The organism is Epibacterium sp. Ofav1-8, assembly GCF_022348185.1.
Classification (GTDB): Bacteria; Pseudomonadota; Alphaproteobacteria; order Rhodobacterales; family Rhodobacteraceae; genus Epibacterium.
Genome location: NZ_JAKRFD010000018.1, coordinates 36858 through 58113, shown reverse-complemented (window position 1 = coordinate 58113; position 21256 = coordinate 36858). Strand labels below are relative to the sequence as shown.

Sequence of the window (21256 nt, the reverse complement as noted above, 5' to 3'; positions counted from 1 at the left end):
CGTACCTCTGGAGCCTAAAGGCCCCAGAGGTACGGACTGGCGCTATCCGCGCCGGAGCCGCTGCGCGGCATAAAGGGGACTACTCTTGATGTTTACTCATCAGTAACTTGAGACCTTCCCAGTAGGCAAGATTGCCATTCTCTTCGCAATAGCGCTTGAATGCCAGCATTACGGACTCTGGGCCGGAAATCATGACAGGCATCTTAGGTTCGCTAGGAGGTTTGCGACCGGGCTTTCTTTTGAATGAAGAAGAAGCTTCTGGTTTCACGGCCCGTCGATCAGGAAAACCGAGTCTCGTACTGTCCTCCGCGACTTTAGCTTTCGAAGCTGAAGCAGGACGGGTCGATTTACCGGGCTTTAGACCTGCCAAATCCACCTTGGGACTGTTGGTAGCGTCGTCATCAAATCCAAAACCAGCCATTTTAGTCTGCTCCCTCTTTCAGAACGGAAATAAGTGAGTTTACCAAAGCAACAGCATTCTCTTGGGCCTTTGGCAGATTTGAAACCAAAGCGGGATCAAGCTCGGCAAGCAAATGACCATCTTCATGCATGTGTTTATACGCCGCGCGTTCAACCAAGTTTACGTCAAGCGTAGGAAGATCGCCCATTTCATGCCTGATGGCCTTATAGAGCTTTGTTGCGATTGTGGGATTGGTTCGGGTGAACAAAAAGCGGTGCGGGATCACACGGCCCGAGTGTTTTTGAGCCATCTTGACGATTGAGAGTTGTGAAGCCGCGTTGCGCGCATCCATGGGAGAGGCTTGAAGGGGGATCACGACCAAATGAGAACTCATGGTCACAACACTGGCCATTAGGTCTTTTACGCCTTCCATATCGACGATTGCGAAATCATAGGTCTGCTCAAGGTCTTCTATAAGGTTGTCAAAGTCGTCTGGGCTACTCTTTGGCTCGACGCGGAATACTTCTTCAGCACCGCGTTCACGGCGTACGTTCGACCAGTGGACAAGATTCTGAGTTGGGTCATTGTCAATCAAGACTACCTTCTGACCACTCAGAGCCAGTTGCTCAGCGACAAGTAACGCGGTTGTAGACTTACCAGACCCGCCTTTGGGGTTTGCGAATGAAATCACATACATAGCTCGATCCTGACTTTTCTTTAGTGAGTAGGCTCTTTTGTTCAATGTACTGTATAATCAACTAAAGAGCAATTCATATAATGTATGCTATCACCTATGATACAATATAGTAAAGAATAGACTATATAGACAATCATATAAAGAACAGTAGAGTTTATGGTATGGACTATAATATAGCGTACACTTTACGTTTTTGAGGGAGCAAGCAGCCATATCTAGTAGATAAAGACATCAGTTCATCTAGGTCTGACGGGCTTCAAGGCATAGACAGCAAGATCCTCGCCTAGCCGTGTTTCTCAAAGATGAACACTAAGCGGGGTGTCGGGTATGACCGCTTCGCTTCAACTGGAAATTTCCCCTGGGCCTGCAGCCCATTCCTCGCGCAGCAAATTTCCAGCTGACATACCCTTTGACCACGCTTCAGCCATGTTCATCGAAACACTCAAAGCGAGGATCACAAAATGTCTACTCAAACCATGAAGTTCAAAGTCAAAACCGGCGAAAAAGATGGCAAAAACTTCTGGGATAGCTGCGGCGTTCTCTTCGTAACAACCGATCAAGCCCGCAACATCACTTCCATCAAGGTCAAACACAACATGTTCCCAGATGTCGAAATGGTCGCATTCCCAAACAAAAACGATGTCACCGAATGACATCACATATGGGCGGCCTCGGTCGCCCATTACTCATTCTTCTTCGGTCTCAACACCGTCGAGGCGGTTTTCCAGTAGGGTAGGGGGGGGCTAATAGCATGGGCAAATCCTCATCAAAGATGAGGACCGGGCCCTAGTCATGTGCCAGCTGCGCAGACACATGACCTGAGCCTGAATTTCCTGCTCTCCTAAGGTCCAGGTGCGGCGCTGACTGTCTCGATCAGCCAGACAGCGCCGCGGCCTTATGTCGATCAGAAAACACAGTCTCAGCCCAAAGGGTGACGGTCTACCCTCGCTTTCAGCTCGGCCTTTTGCGGTCGCCGGCGTCCGGACACCCAAGCAAGCTGGGGAGCGATTGACCCCGGAAGGTAGGCTCCGCTCGGTTAACGGGTTCAACGAAAATCTCACATCTGCGGCTGTAGGATCAGGGGCGTTTTATCGCGCTCGCCCAGTCTTGAGCGCAATAAGGGCTGCACCGCCCGTCGAGATTATGGGGACTGGGTGGATCTTCAGGACAATCCCGCGAAATGATTTGAAGCGCCCAAGGTAACAATGTGTCGGCGCCTACAATTTCCGCAAAACGCTCGCGACTATACCGACCACGGCGACTGCAATACCTGCAGGCGATCTCGACAGTTGGAAGTGGGTAGTCTCTAACACGCATGCGGTACAAATAAGGAACAAGCTGTGTTGACTCAACAATGGATCTATAGCCCAGAAGCTCGGCCGCGCTCTCAGGTCAAATCTTCCCACAGGCTGCTCACTTCCCTTCGCTCTATGATGGGCGCGGTCAGCTCGCAGCATGCAAGGTCCACATCGGCTCCTGAGCCTCCTGCGGACTGGAAAGTTTTGACCTGAGAGCCAGTGGAGAGCCACGCTTGTCGCGCGGCTCACATAGTTTCAGGTGACAGGGCAGGGGATCGACGGGCTATGCCCGCTCACCCCAACCCTGACATCATTCATTTGTTTTTCCGCCCAACATCCCTGCATCGCAAAGTCAAAAGACAAGCGCCGCCTATGGCGTCGTCTCCACCGAGGGCCGTGTCCTCGCGCTGCGCGCTGCGGGCCGCACCACCCCTCGGCTCCGATCCTTTGACTGTCCGCTCCAGGGCCGTGGGTCGGGCTTCGCCCTCTCCACTCTGTTCCGCCGAAAACATGGTTTTCGTCAGATCAGATTGGCGAGGCCACGCCCAACGGCGGAAGGAAGGCAAAAAGCCTCCACCGCTTCACCACAAAGGATGTCGATATGAAACTCGATCTGGAAGCTATGCGGCTCAGACTGGTTATCTTGAACCTACGGTATCTGCACCGCACTCCGATTTGCGGGCCGATCAACAAATTGCTGAACCTCGCCAACAGTGAGATGCCCACAAGCAGAAGCAATACCAAGATCAATATCAGAGAATTGACTGCAATGCAGGCAGCAGCGCGGTTGGAGGGACGTCAAGCGCTGCGAGATGGGAAGTCCGTCATTTGGATCCATGGGGTTCCCTACGCCGATCCGGGCGTGATTGGCAGAGAGCGAGGCGAGTGATGGAAAAGGAGCATTGGGAAACTCACCTCTACACCTATGCCGTCGCACTGGTGATTAAAGAGCAAATCAAACCGGAAAACCTCGATGGAATGAGGGCAAAGGCAATCAAGCACGGTCATACCGAGGGCGAGTGCCAAATAGTCGAACTGGACCCGGAGTACTATGTCAGGACAGGGCAGCTTGAGGGGCCGCAGCAGTGAAGGCAATCAAGTTACATGGCTGGCGTATGTATCAATGCTCTGTCCTCCGTGAGGGCAGGGTAGGGATCAACAAAATGGGCCGCGCGAAATAGTATCCCGATGACTGTCCATTGAATAGCCAGTGGATCAGCCGGGCTGAGGCAGCGAGGGTGTTGAGGCTGGAACGTGCATTCGCTGGGGGCAACATGCGCAACAAGCTAGCCGAGTATGGACGGGGCAAGGGGAAGAGCAGTGTCGCAGGCTGAACTGTTTGAGATGACTGGTGCTGAGAAAGGAATGGATGGGTCAGTGTGGTGGCGTGGCAATTACCAGTGCCGAAACTTCCAAGGGTACTATCAGGTGCGTGAGGACGGCATAGGGGGCTGGCAATTTGTGATCTATGGTTTCGGATTCGATGACACGACTGCCTCTGTCTATCGAGTGGATAGCCAAGGAAAATTATACCGTGAAGATGTGCCTATTGACGAGAACTCACGAATTTTGGTGAATGGGCGAAAATACGGGCGCCGGTACTGGCGACACTAAAGGCGTAAGAAAATTGAGGATGGAACGCGCGCGATTGCGGGTTCCGTTCCGTCCAGAAACTCAAACCGCTGCGTAGTACGAGAGCCGATAAGGCGGGCGCAACTTGGCTATCCATTGAGAGTAAGTCAGCTGGGATGAGTTTGGCATGAAGTCCATTGCTGAAATTCCGTTGCATCGAGAAATCGAAGGACAATGATTATTACTCTGCCTTGGCACGCCCACCGTATCAGTATAGCGAGTCACTTAATCGAAACAGGAATGGAAGCAGGTTTAGTGAATGGAAATTGATCTAAAGCAGTACCGCAAGAGCGAGCTTGAAGACCTTGCCAACGAGATCAAGAAGGAGTTGGACGACAAGCTGAAAACCGATACGCAGAATGCCCTCTCTGAAATGATTGAGGTCGCTCAAAAATATGAACTACCGTTCGCAGATGTGATAGAGATGCATAGGAAGAAGAGCCGCAAGAAGCCGGAGCCTGGTGTAACCTACAGGAACCCACACGATCCAAATCAAACATGGTCTGGACGTGGTCGACGACCAGCTTGGATCAGGGAGCTACTTAACCAAGGCGTGACCCTAGAAGACTTGACCGCATAAAGGTGAGCACAAAGAGGCAGGCGGGGTGGTGAACCTCGCCAATTTCATTTGAGAGGACCGGTCGATGGGAAAGATATTCGCAACCTTTGTTTTCATTTTATCAATTTCATCAGCAACCGCCGCACCTATCAGGAGTGGCGATATTTACATGATCGACGGTGACACAGCAGACATCAGAGGTCAGAGATACAGGCTCGTGGGATACGACACGCCAGAGACCTACAAGCCAAGGTGTGACTATGAAAAGGCACTTGGAACAGAGGCAACCAGACGCGCAAGAGAACTGGTGAAAATGGCAGGCAGTGTGGAAATCGTGGTGCTGCCAGGGCGTGACAAATACGGGCGCGGGCTTGCGCGCATGTTCATCCGAGGTGACGACATCGCGAACATTCTCGTATCTGAGGGCTTGGCTAGAAGATACCAGGGCGGCAGACGTTCAAGCTGGTGCCGTTGAGGGGAAGGCGGCAGATCGAAGGCCACTGAATAGAGTCTGCTAGCAGAAATCGGTTTTGCTATCACGCCTCCAATGTGCTATCATTCTTGTGAGTTGATAGCAGTTGGAGGAAGTGATGGGAAACATGTCTATCCGCAATATTCCAGATGACGCCCACGAGGCTTTGAGGGCCCGCGCAAAGAGCAACGGCAGGAGCGCTGAGGCCGAGGTGCGGGCGATGATCATCGAGACAGCCCGACAGTCAAATTCAGGGGGCTTTGGAAGCCGCCTCACAAAGCGCTTCAAGGGTGTGGAAGGCGACGAGCTGAATATTGAACGTGATCGAACCCCAGCACAGCCTGCGAGCTTCGAATGATCATTCTCGATACGAATGTCATCTCCGAGCTTCAGAAGCCATCACCCAATCCTAAGGTGGTGGAATGGTTGAACGACGAAGAACCCACAAATCTGTATCTGACTTCTGTGACGGTCGCGGAACTGATGTTCGGGGCGTTCTCTTTGCCTGAGGGGAAGCGGGCGACAGGTCTACAGAATGCGGTGGTTGAGATCATCGAGGACGAGTTCAGAGACAGGATCCTGGTGTTCGATTCCAAAGCCGCTCAGGTCTACGGAAGACGCATGGCCGAGTGCCGTAGGCAAGGGAAGGCAGTAGGGGTGCCCGACGGCCAGATCGCAGCAATAGTGATCGCGAACAATATGGCACAGGTGGCCACGCGGGATGTCGGACCTTTCGAGGCGATGGGAGTGAAGGTAATCAATCCCTTCGTTTGCCCGTCAGCGGGGTTCGGTAAGGCGCACGGGTAACACGTTAAGAGACATTCAATGGAAACGCGTTACTATCATTCCGGAGTCGGGTGCCTCGCAGGCATCCGAATTTCGGGAGGTGAGATTGCTGAACCAGTCGACACTTTTTCTGGCAACGGCGGTCTGGGCCGGGGTCTTTGGTATCTGGTCCGGACTATGCGCAGGGGCCTATTTCCTGTTCTTCTGGTCGATCTTGTCGGGAGATTTTGAGCTGATCTGCGACAAGATTCTTCCCTCAAAGGCAAGCAGCTGACCAGCCCTGCCGCAGTGACATCTAGGTTTTGAAATTATATCTTGGGTTGTGAGGCCGCGCGCGTAATCGCGGGGCCTCTTTTCTATGTGAGCGGGCTAAGCGTTCACTCTCCAAGTCTGCGCCAGCCAGAGCTTAGAGGTGCGGTCTGATCCGTGCCATCGGACTTAGCGAGGCGGGTTTGTGAGCCTCCGAAAATTTGGGCCATTTTCTCGTCATAGAACGCGCGAGTGATCGTAGACCGGTTTCCGGCATACCCGTGATAAGCTGACTTGCCGGAAGCGAGCGGAAGGCCAGCCCAGATTTTTGCGAGGTTGTCCTGGTACGTCGAGCGCGAGATCTTCCCTTCAACAAACTTCTGGTGTCCGGCATCAGAAAGCAAAAGAGCGGCCATTCGGTTCTGGGTCGCGGGACTGAACAGGGTGCTATCAGGAAGCCCAAGCCGCTTTTGCAGGTTAAGAAGTGTGGAAGGTATGATTTGGAAGTTCCCAATGGCGTGAGGCTGTCCTGGCGTCTGATCGATCCAGCGATAGATTTCCGCGAGGGTCAGCTGAGACGGTTTCTTGGAAGGTCTCACCTTCGCGCCGTAGTGGATGGCGTCGTACCGTCCTTTGGGTGCTTCAGCAAACGCGATCAATGCGAAGAGCTGTTCAACAGATGATCCCGAGGGGAGCCTGAAGGTCGAGAGCGTTGGAGGGTTCTTCCCCGGCCGAGAGCGTTCAAAGGCATCGAGGGCAACCCAATCGCTTTCTCGATCTGCGAAGCTCCAAGCGATGTTTCCAGAGCGGTCAGGCTGTGGCTCTGCGTCACGGATGAGCGCGGTCTCCTCCAGGTCAAAACTACCGCTATTGGACCAATCACCGGCGAGGGGTGTTGTAGGGGCCAGGAGAGCCGCTGTGAGGGCAAGGATGGGTTTGAGGGTGGCAGAGGTGCCGAGGCGGTTGGAAGCGCTCAGCGCCGTCTCACAGGCGGGCAGGAGGCCACTCTTTCTTGAGAAATTCGGGCCAGAGAAAGGGGGTTCGGACCTGCGGTCCTCATAAAAGGTCCACACATAACGCAGCGATGCTGCAATCAGCGCAAGGCGCTGATTTAATTGACAAAACTGTCGTTTTGCCAATCGGGCACTGGCAGCAACCCGTTTTGCCCTATTTTTAAGGGATTTCAGAGCCGTGCCACGGGCCGTGGCACAGGGCGTGGCACGGGCGTGCCACGCTTTTTGAGGGCCGTGCCACGCGATGACGCGGCCACTCAGGGCATTTTCTGGCTTCTCTGAGAACATGTTCACCGCTCAATCTCCGCCTCTGACTTTTCCTGCTCTTCCAGCCCGGCCCGTTCCAGTTCCCGTTGGATTGCAGTCAGTGCTGAGATCTCGTTTTCGCGCAGTTTCTCCATATCTGAATCCGCTATCAAGCGTGCTTTTTCATGCACCTCCTGAACGGCAGAATTTGCCAGAGAGATGAGCGACTGCTGGTCTTCATCCGTCTTGCTCATCAGGGATGCGATGAGCACACGGGTCATTTTCATCTCAAGGGCGGAAACATAGGAGAGCTGTCGAAGAGCCTCGGATTGCTCCTTCAAGGTAGCTTCCAAAGACGCCAGGCGGCCCTCCGGAGATGCTGCATCAGGCCGTTGGTCGCGCTCTTCCATTAAGGTGGTGATGGCGTCATCGAGCACCTTTGGAACGCCCTCTTTTGCGTCTCCAACCAACTGCCGGGCAACGGGTCCAAGTACAACGCGGGGTTTGCTGCTCATCGTTCAATTCCTCTTTCTCGCTGCAGAACAATCTCTGCCTGCTTTTCAACTTCTTTAATTTTGTCTTCCATGATGCCCGGAAGGTAGGGCGTATCCTGATCCTTCTCTTTGGTCTCTTTGACCTTCTCTGGCTCAGGCGTTTTCTCGGGCTGATCCTTAGATTTGTCCTCAGGCGGGGGCAGATCGCGGACGCCAATCAGCCGGCCATCCATCCAGGTATCGAGCGCAGTGGAGCGAATGCCGGTTTGGTCCTCGATGGTTTTTGAGAGCTTTTCAGGGTCATCAGTGAGCAAGACCGCCTCATCGCGTGCCCGGCTGATTTCCACATAGAAAGCCTTCTGCGTCGCGAGCCGTTCAGTGGCGCGCATGGCGATGATCACCCGGTCTACAGACTCCCCCTGCACGGCATGTGCGGTGGCGGCATAGTCATGCTCCAGACCTCTTGCCGCTACGCTGTTTATGGGGAGAGATATGTTGGAGCCGTCTTGTCCGGTGGCCTCAATAACTCCACCAGAGGTTGAACTTATGACAGCCCGCAACCCGTTCGTAATGCCGCTTTCCTTGTCAGTGATCCGAAACCGGACCTGATCACCAGCGGCCACGTCGCGTTGCTCTGGATCGTAGGCGACGAGCGACTTACCAAGCTCGCGTCGGTTAAACTTAGCTTCGAGCGGGAGGATAGACTTCTCACCGGTTTCCTCATGGGTGACAGTGATCCGGTTCCGCTCTGGATCAGCCTGCGACACCACATAGACATTGTTTTTCACGAGACCGAATTTCTCGCTGGTGGCAACCGGCATGACGCGCGTGCCTACGGCGTAGCTTCGTGCATCCGCCAGCTGAGACTCTGTGAGCTGCTGGTTTGAGAGGCCCTGAACAGTGACTTCTTCACCGGTGAGAGTGCCCTCTTTCCACATCCCTTCGCGCACCGCTTCATTGATCTCGCTGCGGGCTGCATTGGTGAGGGTGAGGATGCGGGTCGTATCGCGCACCTCCGGTGGCAGAGAAAGATAGCGATCAGCAGCCTCAGCCCTTGGGTCATCTACTTCAAGGACGTTGCCATCCAGGCGATCCAGGGCCGGCTGAATTTCCCCACGGATGGAGTGGTAGACTGCCTCTTTCAGATCCACGTCACGTTGGCGCCGGATGTCATCCATGACAGCTGTTCGCATGCCGGCCTTCTGCAGCTGAGCAAACGGCTGACCTGCAGCAACCGCGTCGAGCTGCTGGGTGTCGCCCACAAAGACCACGCGTGGAGATCCTGTGCGCTCCGCATAGTCCATGAGGTCGCGCATCTCCTTTGCTGACGCCATCGAGGCTTCATCGACAACAAGAATGGTTTTGCTGTTGTCCACATCTTCAGGATGGTGCCGCTCTGCTGTGGTGTTCTTCGCAAGAGTTTCCGCGCTGCCCAACACGCTTGCGAGTTCGTGAACCGCTTGGTGGCTGGGGGCCATACCTTTGACTTCATAGCCAGCTCCGTGGGCGTAGTGAGCTAACCGTTCCAGCATATGTGTTTTGCCAGTGCCGGCGAACCCCTGAACGCCAACATAGCGGCCAGTCCCGGTAAGGGCGGTTTCAATGGAGCTTCGTTGTCCATCAGTAAGTGTACGAACAACACTTAATCTCCGGATAAGAAGCGACTCACCATTCCGACCTTGCTCTGATGGAATGGACAGACCCTCAGATTGTTCGGACTCTTTCCAAGTGGCGATGATCGACCGCTCAAGCTCAACCGAGGCTTTATCGGTGAGGACCAGGTTGTCCTTGCCGCTGACGAACAAGCGACCGTCTTCAATGCGCGCATTGATCTCTTTATCTACGTCCTCGAAGCTGGACCCGATCGAGAACGTGAGCGCCGCAGTGGCGAGGTCGGTGCGAAGATATGCAGACTCTCTTTCACTGATATGCTCTACCGCGCGTGACACGGCTCGTTCCGCATCAACTTCAGGTTTCTGAAAGAAGCCATCGAGTTTATTGGTCAGAGCATTGACCTGAACGCCGGTGTTTTCGGCAATGTTGCGGGCAAGCGCGACGCGGTTGTCTGTAACGAGTACCGCTTCATCGCGTGCCCGGCTGATTTCCACATAGAACCCTTTCTGCGTCGCCATGCGATCACCGGAGTTCATCGAGACGATGACGCGATCTACTGTCTCACCCTGAACGGAATGTGCCGTGGCCGCATAGTCATGCTCCAGACCACGCGCACCGAGGCTCTGAGGCTCGATCTCAACGTTTCGGCCGTCGCGCGTGGAGAGCGTGATGAGACCGTTTTCTGTGGAGGTGACAGTGGCTCTTGTGCCGTTTGTCAGCCCTTGATCCTTGTCAGTGATCCGGACACGTACTGCCTCACCAGTAGAGATTTCGCGGGCCTCGTTCTGATAGGCAACGAGACTGGCTCCAAGGGGCTGATGTCCCGCCTGCGCGGCAAGCGGTATCGAGATCCGCTCACCATCGGTCTCCCGCTCAACAGAGAGCGTATTGGTGGCGTGATCGACGCGCTCGATGCGGTAGAGCGTATGGCGCTGAAGGCCCGCTTCACGGTTGCCAACTATGGGCTGAACCAGGTCGCCGGGCGCGTAGTTCCGAGAGTCGGACTTTTCCACGGATGTCATCGGCCGGGGCACCAACCCCTGAACCGCCAGTCCGTCCTGAGACAGCGCGCCTTCCGCTTTAAGCCCTTCACGGACAGCACTGTTGATCTCAGCGCGTGCGGTGTTGTTGAGGGTCAGGATGCGCGTCTCTGAGCGATCCTCGGGGGAGAGGGCAAGGTATTTATCGGCCGCAGCCTGTCTCGGATTGTCTGCCTTCTCGATGCTGTCCTGCAGCTTGTCAAAGGCCCCAGCGATGTCGCCTCGCACCGCATCATAGACCGCTGCTTTAAGGTTGCCGTCACGCTGGCGTTGGATTTCGTCCATGACGGCCGTTCTCATGCCAGCTTCTTGCATCTGCGCGAACGGCTGGCCGGCGCTCACCGCGTCGAGCTGTTTGGTATCACCAACAAGAACCACGCGCGCGACCTTTGTGCGTTCAGCATAGTCCATGAAGCTGCGCATATCCTTTGCTGACAGCATCGATGCCTCATCGACCAGAAGGATAGATTTGCTGTTGTCCACTTTCTGAGGGTAATTCCGCTCGCTGCTGACGATGCTGGCAACGGTCGCAGCGCTATCCACGACCTTGTTCAGTTCGTTCACTGCCTGAAGGGTAGGGGCGTAGCCTTTGACCGAGTAGCCACCCTCTGCAGCAATCTCTGAGAGCTTCTGAGCCATATAGGTTTTACCCGAACCGGCCAGACCCTGAACACCAACATAGCGACCAGTGCCGGACAGGGATGCGTCGATGGCTTCCCGCTGGCCTGCGGTCATGGTCTCGTCTTTGGATAGACGGTCAGCGAGATCCACGACACCGGCAACGCCGCGTTGAGGGCCAAGGTTTAGGCTCGGGGCTTTCTCACCCTTGCGCCAGGTCTTCAGGATTGAGCCCTCAGTCGCGACGGTTTCCTTGTCGGTCAGATGCTCACCGTCTTTGCTGTGCGAAAACAGCTCCTTGGCTGAAATCAGGCGATCAATTTCCTCATCGATCTTGCTGATGCCAATACCCTGAGAAAAGCGCAAAGCCGCCGCGGCCAGCTCTGAACGCTCGTAAACAGAGCTGCGTTCGCTAACGTGTTGGATGGCTTTCGTAACCGCCGTGCCTTCCGGAGTTTCTGCACTCTTGGCCGCGCTACCTGGTTCAGAGTTCTGCACTTGCGGGGTCGCGATCAGGTTCTTCATCCAGCCGACAACACTGGAAACAAGCGTGGCGTTGGCTGCGCCGGGTTGGGACGGTTCCGATTGTTGGTTTTCCGGTTTCATCGGCGCGACGAGCTGAGGGGAGGAAGGCAGTTCCTTTGTCGCTGGGGTAGGGCTGTTTTCAATGAGCTGCTTGTCCAACTGGTCTTTTGTCAAACCAGCGGCCAAACCTTCAGCGCGCCATTCAGCGCGCAATGCATCCCGGTCCAGATCTTTGTGTTTTACGGCGCGGGTTGCCAATGCCGCTTTGCTTGCGGTCTCAGGCGAATAATCAACACCTTTGCCTTCCATCGCTTTCAGGATCTCTTGCCTGCGCTTGGAAAAGGCTTCCGTGACTTCTTGGGGTATTCCGGAAATATTGACTTCACCATACCGACCGCGCTCTGTCGCAATTCCATGTTCGCGCATACTGTTTTCAAAATCACTGCGATAAATTTCTGTAATGAGTTTTCTATTATTGTAGATATCCTCATTTCTAATCGCAGTATATCCGCCTTCTTCGTTTTTGGCGACATTTGTAATGACCGCGTGGCTGTGCAAATTGGGATCAAGGGCGCGCGAAGTATCATGACGATAAATGCCTGCAATGATGCCTTCTGCATTTTTCGTGGTTATTTCACCGTCCTGCTGAAAGCGTGTTTTCACAAAGCGTTCTTCAACGACCTTCATTGCGGTCCGCACCGCCGCGTCATGCGCGTCGATAATACGCTGATCTCCAATAACGAAGGCTGCAACAGATGCAGATTTAGACGCTGAGAATGTCAGGTCGATGCCGGGGCGGTGTTTGCGTTCTCCGTTTATATGACGGCCCATCAGCTCACCGTCCGGAGATTCACCGTCGAGAAACTGTGCAAACTGTTTGTCGTCAATGAAGCCGTTCAGGCCAAGCTCTTCAGCAGCCTTGCCGAACCACGTTGCCGCCTGCTTTCCCTCATCTGACCCTTCTTTGTAATAGCCTTCTTGCTTGTAGTAGCCGCTCGCGGCCGCGCCGGCCGACACTGGTGAAATCGACATCATGTTAGCTGTCCTCCCGGATGGACTTCTCAAGTGCCATCAAGGCGCTGGCGGCAGATGGTTGTGCTGGTGATGCGACAGGCGGAGCTGGTCGGCTTGGTGATTTCCGGTCTGGCTGGACTTGTCCAATCGCCGGGTGAGCGCGCACGGAGAGGGGCAGGGCGGGTTGCTGGGGGACTGTCTCAAGCACGCTCTGATCGGCCTCATCCGATGCATCAGGGGTTTCAGGCTCTTCGACAGGGGCTTGCGGCGGTGAGGCGGGTAGGGTGCCAGGGTAGGGGACAAATGCAGTTTCCCGCTGTTGATTGGTCCCATTTCCGGCAAAGCCAGCGTAGGGATCTGGGTGCGCAATTTCTTTGGCAGACAGACCGCGCACGCGCGCTGTCGCGAAGTGCTGCCAGTACCAATCGCGCTCTGACTGGTTCCCTTCCGCCTCGATCCCGGCAGATCCATCGGGACGAACACGGTCAAGCCACCGGAAAAATTCTGTCTTCTGTTCCTCTGCATCGAGTGATGCAAACCCTTCAACCACAGCTGCGCCTTCGCGGATCTCGACATTGATTGCGGAGACGCGCATACCGCCTTCATCAAACCCATTGCCGTTGTAGGGGATGAACTTCGCAGCGGTGGCCGTGGTAGGCACTGGTTCAAAGATGACTTTGGCTGTTGGGGCGTCATAGGCCGGTCGGAAGTAGGCCACGAATTGGGGAAGGGACTGGATCTCCGCTGGGGTGACGATCGCGCGCTGCGTGCGGCGGCCGACAATGCCCACACCGTCGCGGGTGTCGTGGGCGCCGAGGGTGATGTTCTCCTGCTGTTCGACCACATCCTCTTCGCCAAGGGATCGAGATGAACGCTGCGCTGTGTTGTAGTCAGGCGTGTTGAAGACGACACGGTTGTTCAGAACACCGGAGATGGTTTCTGCCGCCTTGTCGCCGTAGATGTCTTCGAGCTGCGAGAAGACCTGATACCCCACCACAAATGCTCCGCCGAACTGACGGATTTCCGCAAGGCTCTTCGGCAGGAAGGGCAATTTGTTGAGGGTTGGCACCTCATCAAGAAAAAACCAGATCTTGGGGTCTCGGCTTTCCTCAGTGGTCATCAGGGCGTTTGCCGCGACCTCGAACACCGTGGACACGATATTGCGCACCGCTGCGGATTGCTCTGCGTTGCCGGTCAGGAACACGAAACCGGGCCTGTCATTCACCACCCAATCTCTGATCGAAAACGGTTCGGCGTCATCGCGCAGATATTCCAGAAAGCGCAGTTCCGTGATCATGTTCGCGCGGATCGAGCCGGAGGTTTTGGCGACATGCTCACCGAAGAAGTGAGCGCCAGGCGTGGGGGCGACGATCTCCGCAAGCTCTTCTGAGGGGATGTTCATGATGGCTTTGCGCAATGCGTCGTTGGACTTGTGCCCCTTTTTCGCCAGCTCACGCGCGGTGTACTGGAAGACCAGGCGCGCAGCCTGTGTCCAAAAGCTATCCAATGAGCCAGGGTGATCGGGGATCATCACCTCTGCGATCTGGGCAAATCCCTCGGGCGACACCACCTCATTGAAGGGGGACCAGCCCACCGATCGCTCGTCAAATGGGTTCAGGATGATGTCTTTGTCGGGGTCATAGTGGTCACGAAGCAGGCCCCCCATGCGGTCATAGATGATGGCGCGGCCGCCAGCCTCACGGATGGTGTTCAGCAGCTCGTGCATCGCATTGGTTTTCCCGACACCGACGGTCCCGGTAATCCCGATCTGAGCTTCGACAGAGTTCGGCGGAAACTCGATGCCGGCCAGCGTATAGCGAGGCCCCTTTTTTGAGCCTTTGCCGAAACGCTTCTCATATTCGCGCCACTTGCGCTTAGACCAAGCTTTCAGCTCTTTCGCTGTGACCAGGCGCGCGCCGCGTATGTACTCTTCTTCTTGCAGACTTCTCCCGACCAGGGCGAAGATCCCGAAGACGACGGTAAAAGCCAGAGCCGATGGGATGAACGAGTAGTACATGAAGAGCAGAGCATTATCGGCATACTCATCGTAGATTTCTGCAATCTCGTGGTCTGCATAGATCTGACCTGCTGTGCGCTCCATACGGCGCCCATCATCGATGTAAGAGAGCAGGCGTTCTTCAGTGCCGCGTTGCTCGACGTTGAATTTCGCAAGCCAATACGTGCCCGTCAGGCGGACCTTATCGATTTCGTAATTTTGAGACACTAAATAGATGTAAGTGACTGAAAACGCGGCTGCTGCCATTGAGATGCTGTACTTGAGCACCTGCGTTGCCATACGCGTCCAGTGTTGTGTCGTCTGGCCGCCTCTGACAAGTTGCGTGTGTCCTCTGTTGCGCATGGGCTATGTCCCTCGTTCCGTTGCAACGCGAGCTTCCCTAGAGCTCAGGACAGCCGCGGCGCTTGGCATGTTGTTGATGTGAGTCGGCAATAGGCCGGGGCGTTGCGGCCCGTGTGTTTCACCGGATCGCGCTGATGGTCGTGCAAGCGAAGGTTGCTGAGGTCAGATAGGCGGGCAGGGGTTGGCTGGACTAAACCTCACGCCGCTTTCCTCAAAGAAGCCCAGAAAGCCAAGTAACCACGCACGATGAATCTCAGAACGAGCTGTCACCCTCCGAAGGAGGCGAGGCATGATCCATCCGCCATATCCAGCCAGATAAAAGCTATGATAGATGCGATTCATGCCGTCCTCCTTTACGTTCTTGGTGAGATTTCAATGTGCGCCATAAGCTTACTTATGTTAAATATGCCTTCCTGTTTGAGCTGACCTAAACCCGATGAACCCTATGGCGGCTTTAGCTTGGTCTTGTTGTTTTCCACCTCAGGCATGCGGCTGACCGATGCAGTATTGGCGGTAGCCGTCGAACGTCTCATCTTTCACCAAGGCGGTCTGCCAGCCTTTGGAGGCGTCATAGACGCGCATGGTCATGAGCACGTTGCGTGGCGGCTCATAGGTGCCGTACTGGTTCTTCGCCGTGTAGCGGGCACAGACAAAGAAGTCCTTTTCAGGAAAAGGCCAGAGGATTGCCGCATAACGGACTGGCCCGACGCTGATGTTTTTCGCGGTGTCTCCTTCAGGGACATTGGCGACAAGCCAGCTGCGCAGTGCCGCCTCGCTCTGAGCCTTCGACGGCCCACCACCGGGGTTGGGCTTTTCAAAGGTGATCGTGTGTTTGTCGGCAACGGTACCGTCATTCATGCAGCCAGCCAGTGCCGATGCGGCCAGAAGAACTGCGGCGATAGGATTCTTGAACATATTGAGCCTCATTGTGTTGCGTGGAGATCAGCAGCCTTTGGAGAGTTTGACGCGCTCCAGGATCGAGCTGCGCTCCGCGATTGCCATCGCCTCATTGTAGGTTTGAGCATTGGGGCCAGATCCGCGCGTGGCGTTGGCGGCCGTGCCGGCGACTGTAGTTGCGGTTCCAATGTTGGAGATCGATTGTGCCGAGCCAGCATTGGCGATCGCGCCCGCACCGACGACAGAGAGACCAGCATCGAGAAGACCGCTACGGAGGTTTGCTTCGCGCTCGCGTGCGCGCTCCGCCTTGTTGATGGCTTCCATGCTAGAATAGAGGCCATTCAACTCGCTCTGCACCTGAGCACAGGACAGCGTGAGATCCTGTTCAGAAGGCTGTGCCTGTGCCGCGCGCTGCATCCCGGCAATGGACTGCATGCCCATCACATTCGCGGAGGTTTGCGACACTCCGCCCATGCAGCCGGACAGAGTGAAAGAGGAAAGAACGACGAAGGAAATAAGGGTCTTTTTCATATCTATGTAGAATCCTTTAAGCGATAGCGACTTTACATTTGCACCGTTTCAGGTTGTGTTTAAGAGCAAGCGGCGGGCCTGATTTGCCCCATGAGCTGGCGACCTCATCAAACCTAAGTTTCCAGTTGAGGCCCGCCGCGATCAGAAAATTAAAGCGGTCAAATTGCCTGCTGGGGCAGTGACTTGATGCCTGCCCCGCGCCCTACTGCGTATCCAGAGCGACTGACGATGCGATGCGGAACATGGCGAGTTGCCAAGGCGGTTCCGATCACAGCTGCAATCAGCGCGACGGCCAGCGCATTCATCGGGCTTATCGCGGCAGAGAACACCTCAAACCAAACATCGACGCGGGTCTCAACAGACGTGATTGGTGCCGGCGGCGACGAGACATCAGCAAAGCTGTAGATCCAAAGGAGGTTTCCAGTCAGTACGGCCGGGAGCAGTGCTGAAGTGTTGTAGATGCTGGAAGCTACAGTTTTCAGGGCGTTTGAAGTGTGGTTGAAGCTGTTCAAGGACATGATGTTTCTCCAAAAATGCGCAGAAAATGGGGGATTAGCTGTCTGATCCGTCTGCGATGGTCAGGGCCTGCAGCCGGTCTTTGCTAGCAACGCCCCGGATGATGCCGCCGGGTCCGACGAAATAAGGAGTGCCAGTCACGCCGAGCGCGTCAGCCAAGTCACGGGATCTGTTCAGCTCGTCAGCGCCCTTCCCTTCTTTGATCGCTTTCACGATTTCTTCGGCGTCATGGCCAAGTTTGGTGAGCACTTTGAGGACCGTCGCGACGTTGGCAGGGCCAGCATTACGCATCATCTCATCAACGAAGCGCATATATGCATCCTCGCCCTCGATCTCCTTCAGCGCGAGCGCAGCCTGAGCGGAGTAGCGAGATCCATCATTCAGGATGGGCATTTCCATGACCACAAACTGAAGGCCAGGGATCTGTTCACGCATTTCCATCACGGTTGGATGGGCCTTGCGGCAATAGCCGCAGTTGTAGTCCTGAAACTCGACCAGAATGGGTTTGCTCATATCGAGGCCAGCGAACAGCTCATCAGCGACGGAGGCGATTAAGTCGTTGTCCTTAACGGCTTTGGCGGCCTGCTCCTTTTGCTCAAGCAAAGCAAAGACTTCCAAAATGATCTCCGGATTGCGCAGAAGCGCATCACGGACCTGTTGGTCAAACTCAGATGTGGTTTGCGGCGTCTCAGCGGCAGCAGGGGTGCCCGTCAGGGTGAGACCCACTGCAGCCGCTATCAAGGCCTTACCAAATGCTCTGTTGCTCAAAATCATGCCGTTTTCCTTCTGTGCTTCGAATTTTCGGAGGTTCATTGGTTGGAAACGCGAAAGCTGCTATAATGCTTCGCCTTAGAGGAGAGACCGCTATGCAACGCCTCATGATCAAAAAGTGGAAAGTGATCGCCTACATCACGGGCTTTGTACTGCTTGCGCTCACCCCGTTTGAAAACTTGACTGTGGCCTATGGTTTGCTCGGCACGGCGTGGCTCGTTCTCTGGCTTATGAGAAACAATGACACCAGCCGTGATGGTGGCTTTGACATCAACGGTGACATGCTGGATTCCAGAAACATGCACGGAAGTTACTACAGGGAGCATTGAAGTCATTCTGCGGTCCTCGCGCGGCCGGAGAATATGTGTCCTCCAATCGTCACGTTTTGATGCTCGCGCTCGCTTGATGTCTGAGGCAGCCAATCAGGAACGTCATTGGATTGATGGCCATCACGAACGAGCTGCTGCATTCCCTGGGGCGAGTAATAGTGTGTGGCGCCTCCTGTCGGATCAGGAATGTTTCCGGAAGCAACGCCATCGACAATCCGACCAATCCGCTCATAGGCCACGCTGCCCTCTTCGAGCCTTTCGGGAATACTGTTGCCTCCTGCACCACCATTCCATGCAGAAAATTGTTTGAGCTGAAGGCTGACCTCTGCGGGATTGTCTCCCCAACGAGGATCTTGCACGCGATTCATTATCACATGAGCTACGCCCGCTTGACCAACATCGCTTTCACGACCCGCTTCCCCGGCAATCGTCCGGATCATTACATCTCGGTCGTAGTTGGAAATATTAGGTCTGCCGGTAATGGCAGCAGATGCGCCATGCCACGCATCGGACACACTGTCAGCAACATCACCTACAGTGGTCGCTACTTTCTTCACGGCGCCGGGAACAACACCAAAATCTTGCCCTTCAACAACTGCCCGCTCATTGTCTGTGGCATTTGATTTCGCGTTAGTTTCCAGAGACTCACGACGCCCATCCATTGCGGTTGATACGTTCTCAGTCGCACCTTTCACGCGGTTGTACTCACGTTGATGATCGACGCCTGCGGATGGCAAAGGACGCTCAGTGATCTGATCTTCGGGCCGTCTCAGTGTATGGGCGCTTGCAAGATCCCGATTGGGGCTATCCAGTCCCAACTCGCTCATCAGATTGGGAAGGACACGTTCAACAGCAGCCTCCTGGGCTTTAACGCCAGACGTGCTTTTGGGATTGAGCCAAGCGGAGATTTGTTCGTCGCTTGCGCCCGCCTCGCGCCATTCACCAATGATCGCATCGGTAAGCTGACCATCGTAGCTGATACCTTGCGAATAAAGGTGGGTTTCAGCGGCCGAGAGCGTTTCGGCCTCTTCTCGCGCCTCAGCATAGGTTTCGCCCTTACGCCGTACATCTTCGACGCTCCAACGATCACCACCACTTTCTGTATCTGTCTGGCTGCTGGAAGAGCTCGCCCGAATGGCGTTCACTGCTTCACCATATTTGGAGACAGTTTCGGACAGACCAGATTCACGGGCCGCGTTTTGCAAGGTTCGATATGCATCTTGATCGAGGCCTGTGCCAGCAATCGCACCATCGAGACCGGCTGACAAACCAGTTCCCCCCGCTCCGCTTCCAGCCTTTGCTCCGGCTGAAATCGCGACCTTGTAAGCCGCATCCAGAGAAATTCCGTGTTCTTTGGCAAAGCTCTCTACCGCAGAATGCGCTTCCCTCGCCTCCTCCTGCCGACGATGCCCTTGAGAGGTTGAGTGGTCATTGGAAACGGATGTTCCATTGGTGAGCGAACGCCCAAAATCAGCATAATTCGCAGCGGTCTCATTGAGCGCGCTACTCCACTCATCACGCAGAGACGTTGCATTCCTCACAGCCTCTTCGCGGCGATCTTGAACTTCTTCGCGAATGGTCTGACCTACGCGTGTAGACATGCCGCCTGAGGACTGAGCAGATCCAGCACCAAACACAGCAGAGCCGTCAGCGTTGACGGTGCGCATGGCACCATTCGCCATACGAGTAGTGTGCGCGCCGGCATCAAAGACAGAGGATGTGTTCCACTTGTTCGCCGCGAAATTGTTCATGCTGGCGTTTGCCAAGGAGATATTGCCTGTTGCGGCCTCGCGACCGGACTCAATAGCGGCACCTTGACTGACGTTCAGCATCGAGGTCGCAAGACCAGCCATGCGTGTTGCCCCAAAGAGGACCACAGTCGCCATGAACGGTACGGACATCATCAGATAGCCCGCAATGGTGCCGACATCCTGTTCGACGGCACGCACGCCGAGGTAGTTGGCAAAAGACATCTGGAATTCAAGCGAGCCGGAACTGAACGAACCCATAGCCTCGCGGTAATATCCGGAACTGGCTTTCATGACGATGGAATGAAGGATCGCGGAAATCGGGTCCCATGCAGCCAGCCAAACAAAGCCGCCGAAGTAACCCTTCATGACGTTCCAGACCATGGGTGTCATCATCATGATCATCGCCAGTGGAAACGAGGCATAGTAAATGGCCTCAAAGACGATCTTCAGGAGTGGCACCCATTTGAGCGCAGAAATACCAACGGCGCTATAGCTCGCAGAGGTTTGGGCTTCTGTGCGAGCAGCCTGATAAGAGGTCATAGCAGCGTTATTGCCTGAGCTTGCGATGAGCCTCTGAATTGCTCCATCCATGGAGTTGATGAGCATCGTCTGCTGGATAGCGGGGGCCGCACCCGCAGAGGTCATGCCGATGAAATTCTGAAAATCGCTGAGCGTGGCCCGCATCTTGTTCGCAGCGAGATCAGGGCCCGAACGTACTCCGAATTGTGATGCCGCCTTTTGATAGAGAATGTTGTTGGTCTCATTGGCTATGCGCGTCTGGATTTGCGGCCAGCCATCGCTACAAAGCGTGGTCTCTTCCAGAACTGGATCGAAATAGGCCAGTGAGTTCGGCACATTATCGCTAATAAACTCATCAAGGTTTCCAGAGTTGCCGAGTTCTCCAGTATCGACAAGGCCGATGTTGGCCCCGTCGACCATGCAATTTTCCATGAAGTTCACGAGCCCTTCATGGACGATAGGTGTAACTGCACGCCAACGAGCAGCCTGGCTCATAATGGTGGAGCCAAACATCATACCGGACTTTTGGTAGGTGAGGTTGTCAGGCGCGGCCAATAGTGTTTCCATCTGGTCGGTCATGGCGGCGCCGGCGCGGGATGTCAGAGATCCCACCCAAGCAACTGACCAGGGCACATTACCGACGGCCCCATAAACCCCGAGCGGAACAGTGGAATCCATGATGATCACACGCGCCTTGGGACCAATACCGATCCCAAGCACAAGCACGGTGCCAATAATATAGGTGCCGACCTGACGGACAGCGCCGAATATGGCCATCTGCAATGCGCCGACAAGAACACCGGCGACAATGCCGGCGTAGAGCAGAGCTTCAAAGTTACCGGATCCCGTGAAGGCGGAGAGATAGTTGAAGACGTCGTAGAGGTAATACCCGCCACCGACGGTATGAATTTCAAATTCGGGCATAA

At 55.1% G+C, this 21256-nt stretch carries 20 protein-coding genes; 8 read left to right on the top strand and 12 right to left on the bottom strand.

The annotated features are described in order from the left end of the window. Positions 1-79: 79 nt before the first annotated feature. From MHM97_RS21435 to MHM97_RS21425, 3 genes are all read right to left on the bottom strand, one after another. Positions 80-421 carry a hypothetical protein gene (locus MHM97_RS21435; protein ID WP_239325467.1) on the bottom strand — a complete coding sequence of 114 codons (342 nt, stop codon included), beginning with the start codon at positions 419-421 and terminating at the stop codon, positions 80-82. Position 422: 1 nt separating this feature from the next. Further along, on the bottom strand, positions 423-1097 hold the full coding sequence (locus MHM97_RS21430) for a ParA family protein (protein WP_239325465.1): 675 nt from the start codon (positions 1095-1097) through the stop codon (positions 423-425). 341 nt (positions 1098-1438) lie between these two features. Beyond that, entirely contained in the window at positions 1439-1780 is a 342-nt protein-coding gene (locus MHM97_RS21425; protein WP_239325463.1) for a hypothetical protein, read from the bottom strand. A gap of 1216 nt (positions 1781-2996) precedes the next feature. Here MHM97_RS21425 and MHM97_RS21420 point away from each other — a divergent pair. The 7 genes from MHM97_RS21420 to MHM97_RS21390 all read left to right on the top strand — a co-directional run bounded on the left by MHM97_RS21420 (position 2997) and on the right by MHM97_RS21390 (position 6118). Further along, complete coding sequence (locus MHM97_RS21420; protein ID WP_239325461.1) at positions 2997-3284, top strand: hypothetical protein; 288 nt, start codon at positions 2997-2999, stop codon at positions 3282-3284. Continuing rightward, complete coding sequence (locus tag MHM97_RS21415) at positions 3281-3484, top strand: hypothetical protein (protein WP_239325459.1); 204 nt, start codon at positions 3281-3283, stop codon at positions 3482-3484. The genes MHM97_RS21420 and MHM97_RS21415 overlap by 4 nt, the downstream gene beginning before the upstream one ends. An 802-nt stretch (positions 3485-4286) precedes the next feature. Beyond that, complete coding sequence (locus MHM97_RS21410) at positions 4287-4607, top strand: H-NS histone family protein (RefSeq protein ID WP_239325457.1); 321 nt, start codon at positions 4287-4289, stop codon at positions 4605-4607. Between the two features lie 64 nt (positions 4608-4671). Beyond that, the gene (locus MHM97_RS21405) at positions 4672-5061 is read left to right on the top strand and encodes a thermonuclease family protein (protein WP_239325455.1); all 390 of its coding nucleotides are present in this window, start codon (positions 4672-4674) and stop codon (positions 5059-5061) included. Positions 5062-5176: 115 nt separating this feature from the next. Next, positions 5177-5416 (top strand): FitA-like ribbon-helix-helix domain-containing protein, encoded by a 240-nt coding sequence (locus MHM97_RS21400; protein ID WP_239325452.1) that lies wholly within the window; start codon positions 5177-5179, stop codon positions 5414-5416. Beyond that, positions 5413-5865: a type II toxin-antitoxin system VapC family toxin gene (locus tag MHM97_RS21395; protein WP_239325450.1), complete on the top strand. Its 453-nt coding sequence runs from the start codon at positions 5413-5415 to the stop codon at positions 5863-5865. The genes MHM97_RS21400 and MHM97_RS21395 overlap by 4 nt, the downstream gene beginning before the upstream one ends. An 85-nt stretch (positions 5866-5950) precedes the next feature. Beyond that, entirely contained in the window at positions 5951-6118 is a 168-nt protein-coding gene (locus MHM97_RS21390) for a hypothetical protein (protein ID WP_239325448.1), read from the top strand. Between the two features lie 103 nt (positions 6119-6221). On the opposite strand, the gene MHM97_RS21385 is transcribed toward MHM97_RS21390, so the two are convergent. The 8 genes from MHM97_RS21385 to MHM97_RS21350 form a co-directional block, all read right to left on the bottom strand. After that, positions 6222-7394: a hypothetical protein gene (locus MHM97_RS21385; RefSeq protein WP_239325446.1), complete on the bottom strand. Its 1173-nt coding sequence runs from the start codon at positions 7392-7394 to the stop codon at positions 6222-6224. 2 nt (positions 7395-7396) lie between these two features. After that, on the bottom strand, positions 7397-7867 hold the full coding sequence (locus MHM97_RS21380; protein WP_239325444.1) for a hypothetical protein: 471 nt from the start codon (positions 7865-7867) through the stop codon (positions 7397-7399). Further along, positions 7864-12678, bottom strand: coding sequence for a MobF family relaxase (gene mobF, locus MHM97_RS21375; RefSeq protein ID WP_239325442.1), 4815 nt, complete (start codon positions 12676-12678; stop codon positions 7864-7866). Before mobF ends, MHM97_RS21380 begins: the two co-directional genes overlap by 4 nt. Position 12679: 1 nt before the next feature. Beyond that, positions 12680-14953: a type IV secretion system DNA-binding domain-containing protein gene (locus tag MHM97_RS21370; RefSeq protein ID WP_239325440.1), complete on the bottom strand. Its 2274-nt coding sequence runs from the start codon at positions 14951-14953 to the stop codon at positions 12680-12682. A gap of 543 nt (positions 14954-15496) precedes the next feature. Continuing rightward, positions 15497-15931, bottom strand: a complete 435-nt coding sequence (locus tag MHM97_RS21365) for a hypothetical protein (RefSeq protein WP_239325438.1) — start codon at positions 15929-15931, stop codon at positions 15497-15499. 27 nt (positions 15932-15958) lie between these two features. Next, the gene (locus MHM97_RS21360; RefSeq protein WP_239325436.1) at positions 15959-16444 is read right to left on the bottom strand and encodes a hypothetical protein; all 486 of its coding nucleotides are present in this window, start codon (positions 16442-16444) and stop codon (positions 15959-15961) included. 158 nt (positions 16445-16602) lie between these two features. After that, a complete protein-coding gene (locus MHM97_RS21355; RefSeq protein ID WP_239325434.1) occupies positions 16603-16962 on the bottom strand; it encodes a hypothetical protein in 360 nt (119 codons plus the stop codon). A 34-nt stretch (positions 16963-16996) separates the two neighbouring features. After that, the gene (locus tag MHM97_RS21350; RefSeq protein ID WP_239325432.1) at positions 16997-17734 is read right to left on the bottom strand and encodes a DsbA family protein; all 738 of its coding nucleotides are present in this window, start codon (positions 17732-17734) and stop codon (positions 16997-16999) included. Positions 17735-17826: 92 nt separating this feature from the next. Here MHM97_RS21350 and MHM97_RS21345 point away from each other — a divergent pair, with 92 nt between their 5' ends. Continuing rightward, complete coding sequence (locus MHM97_RS21345) at positions 17827-18060, top strand: hypothetical protein (RefSeq protein ID WP_239325430.1); 234 nt, start codon at positions 17827-17829, stop codon at positions 18058-18060. Between the two features lie 2 nt (positions 18061-18062). Here the strand turns inward: MHM97_RS21345 and MHM97_RS21340 are convergent, their stop codons facing one another. Further along, entirely contained in the window at positions 18063-21254 is a 3192-nt protein-coding gene (locus MHM97_RS21340) for a conjugal transfer protein TraG N-terminal domain-containing protein (RefSeq protein WP_239325428.1), read from the bottom strand. Between the last annotated feature and the right edge of the window lie 2 nt (positions 21255-21256).

What these genes read in the sequence shown, in the direction of transcription:
- MHM97_RS21405 (WP_239325455.1), top strand. Translation starts at nt 4,672, where the DNA reads ATGGGAAAGATATTCGCAACCTTTGTTTTCATTTTATCAATTTCATCA.
- MHM97_RS21380 (WP_239325444.1), bottom strand. Translation starts at nt 7,867, where the DNA reads ATGAGCAGCAAACCCCGCGTTGTACTTGGACCCGTTGCCCGGCAGTTG.
- mobF (WP_239325442.1), bottom strand. Translation starts at nt 12,678, where the DNA reads ATGATGTCGATTTCACCAGTGTCGGCCGGCGCGGCCGCGAGCGGCTAC.
- MHM97_RS21350 (WP_239325432.1), bottom strand. Translation starts at nt 17,734, where the DNA reads ATGATTTTGAGCAACAGAGCATTTGGTAAGGCCTTGATAGCGGCTGCA.
- MHM97_RS21370 (WP_239325440.1), bottom strand. Translation starts at nt 14,953, where the DNA reads ATGGCAACGCAGGTGCTCAAGTACAGCATCTCAATGGCAGCAGCCGCG.
- MHM97_RS21435 (WP_239325467.1), bottom strand. Translation starts at nt 421, where the DNA reads ATGGCTGGTTTTGGATTTGATGACGACGCTACCAACAGTCCCAAGGTG.
- MHM97_RS21395 (WP_239325450.1), top strand. Translation starts at nt 5,413, where the DNA reads ATGATCATTCTCGATACGAATGTCATCTCCGAGCTTCAGAAGCCATCA.
- MHM97_RS21360 (WP_239325436.1), bottom strand. Translation starts at nt 16,444, where the DNA reads ATGAAAAAGACCCTTATTTCCTTCGTCGTTCTTTCCTCTTTCACTCTG.
- MHM97_RS21430 (WP_239325465.1), bottom strand. Translation starts at nt 1,097, where the DNA reads ATGTATGTGATTTCATTCGCAAACCCCAAAGGCGGGTCTGGTAAGTCT.
- MHM97_RS21410 (WP_239325457.1), top strand. Translation starts at nt 4,287, where the DNA reads ATGGAAATTGATCTAAAGCAGTACCGCAAGAGCGAGCTTGAAGACCTT.
- MHM97_RS21425 (WP_239325463.1), bottom strand. Translation starts at nt 1,780, where the DNA reads ATGGGCGACCGAGGCCGCCCATATGTGATGTCATTCGGTGACATCGTT.
- MHM97_RS21400 (WP_239325452.1), top strand. Translation starts at nt 5,177, where the DNA reads ATGGGAAACATGTCTATCCGCAATATTCCAGATGACGCCCACGAGGCT.
- MHM97_RS21365 (WP_239325438.1), bottom strand. Translation starts at nt 15,931, where the DNA reads ATGTTCAAGAATCCTATCGCCGCAGTTCTTCTGGCCGCATCGGCACTG.
- MHM97_RS21345 (WP_239325430.1), top strand. Translation starts at nt 17,827, where the DNA reads ATGCAACGCCTCATGATCAAAAAGTGGAAAGTGATCGCCTACATCACG.
- MHM97_RS21420 (WP_239325461.1), top strand. Translation starts at nt 2,997, where the DNA reads ATGAAACTCGATCTGGAAGCTATGCGGCTCAGACTGGTTATCTTGAAC.
- MHM97_RS21340 (WP_239325428.1), bottom strand. Translation starts at nt 21,254, where the DNA reads ATGCCCGAATTTGAAATTCATACCGTCGGTGGCGGGTATTACCTCTAC.
- MHM97_RS21355 (WP_239325434.1), bottom strand. Translation starts at nt 16,962, where the DNA reads ATGTCCTTGAACAGCTTCAACCACACTTCAAACGCCCTGAAAACTGTA.
- MHM97_RS21385 (WP_239325446.1), bottom strand. Translation starts at nt 7,394, where the DNA reads ATGTTCTCAGAGAAGCCAGAAAATGCCCTGAGTGGCCGCGTCATCGCG.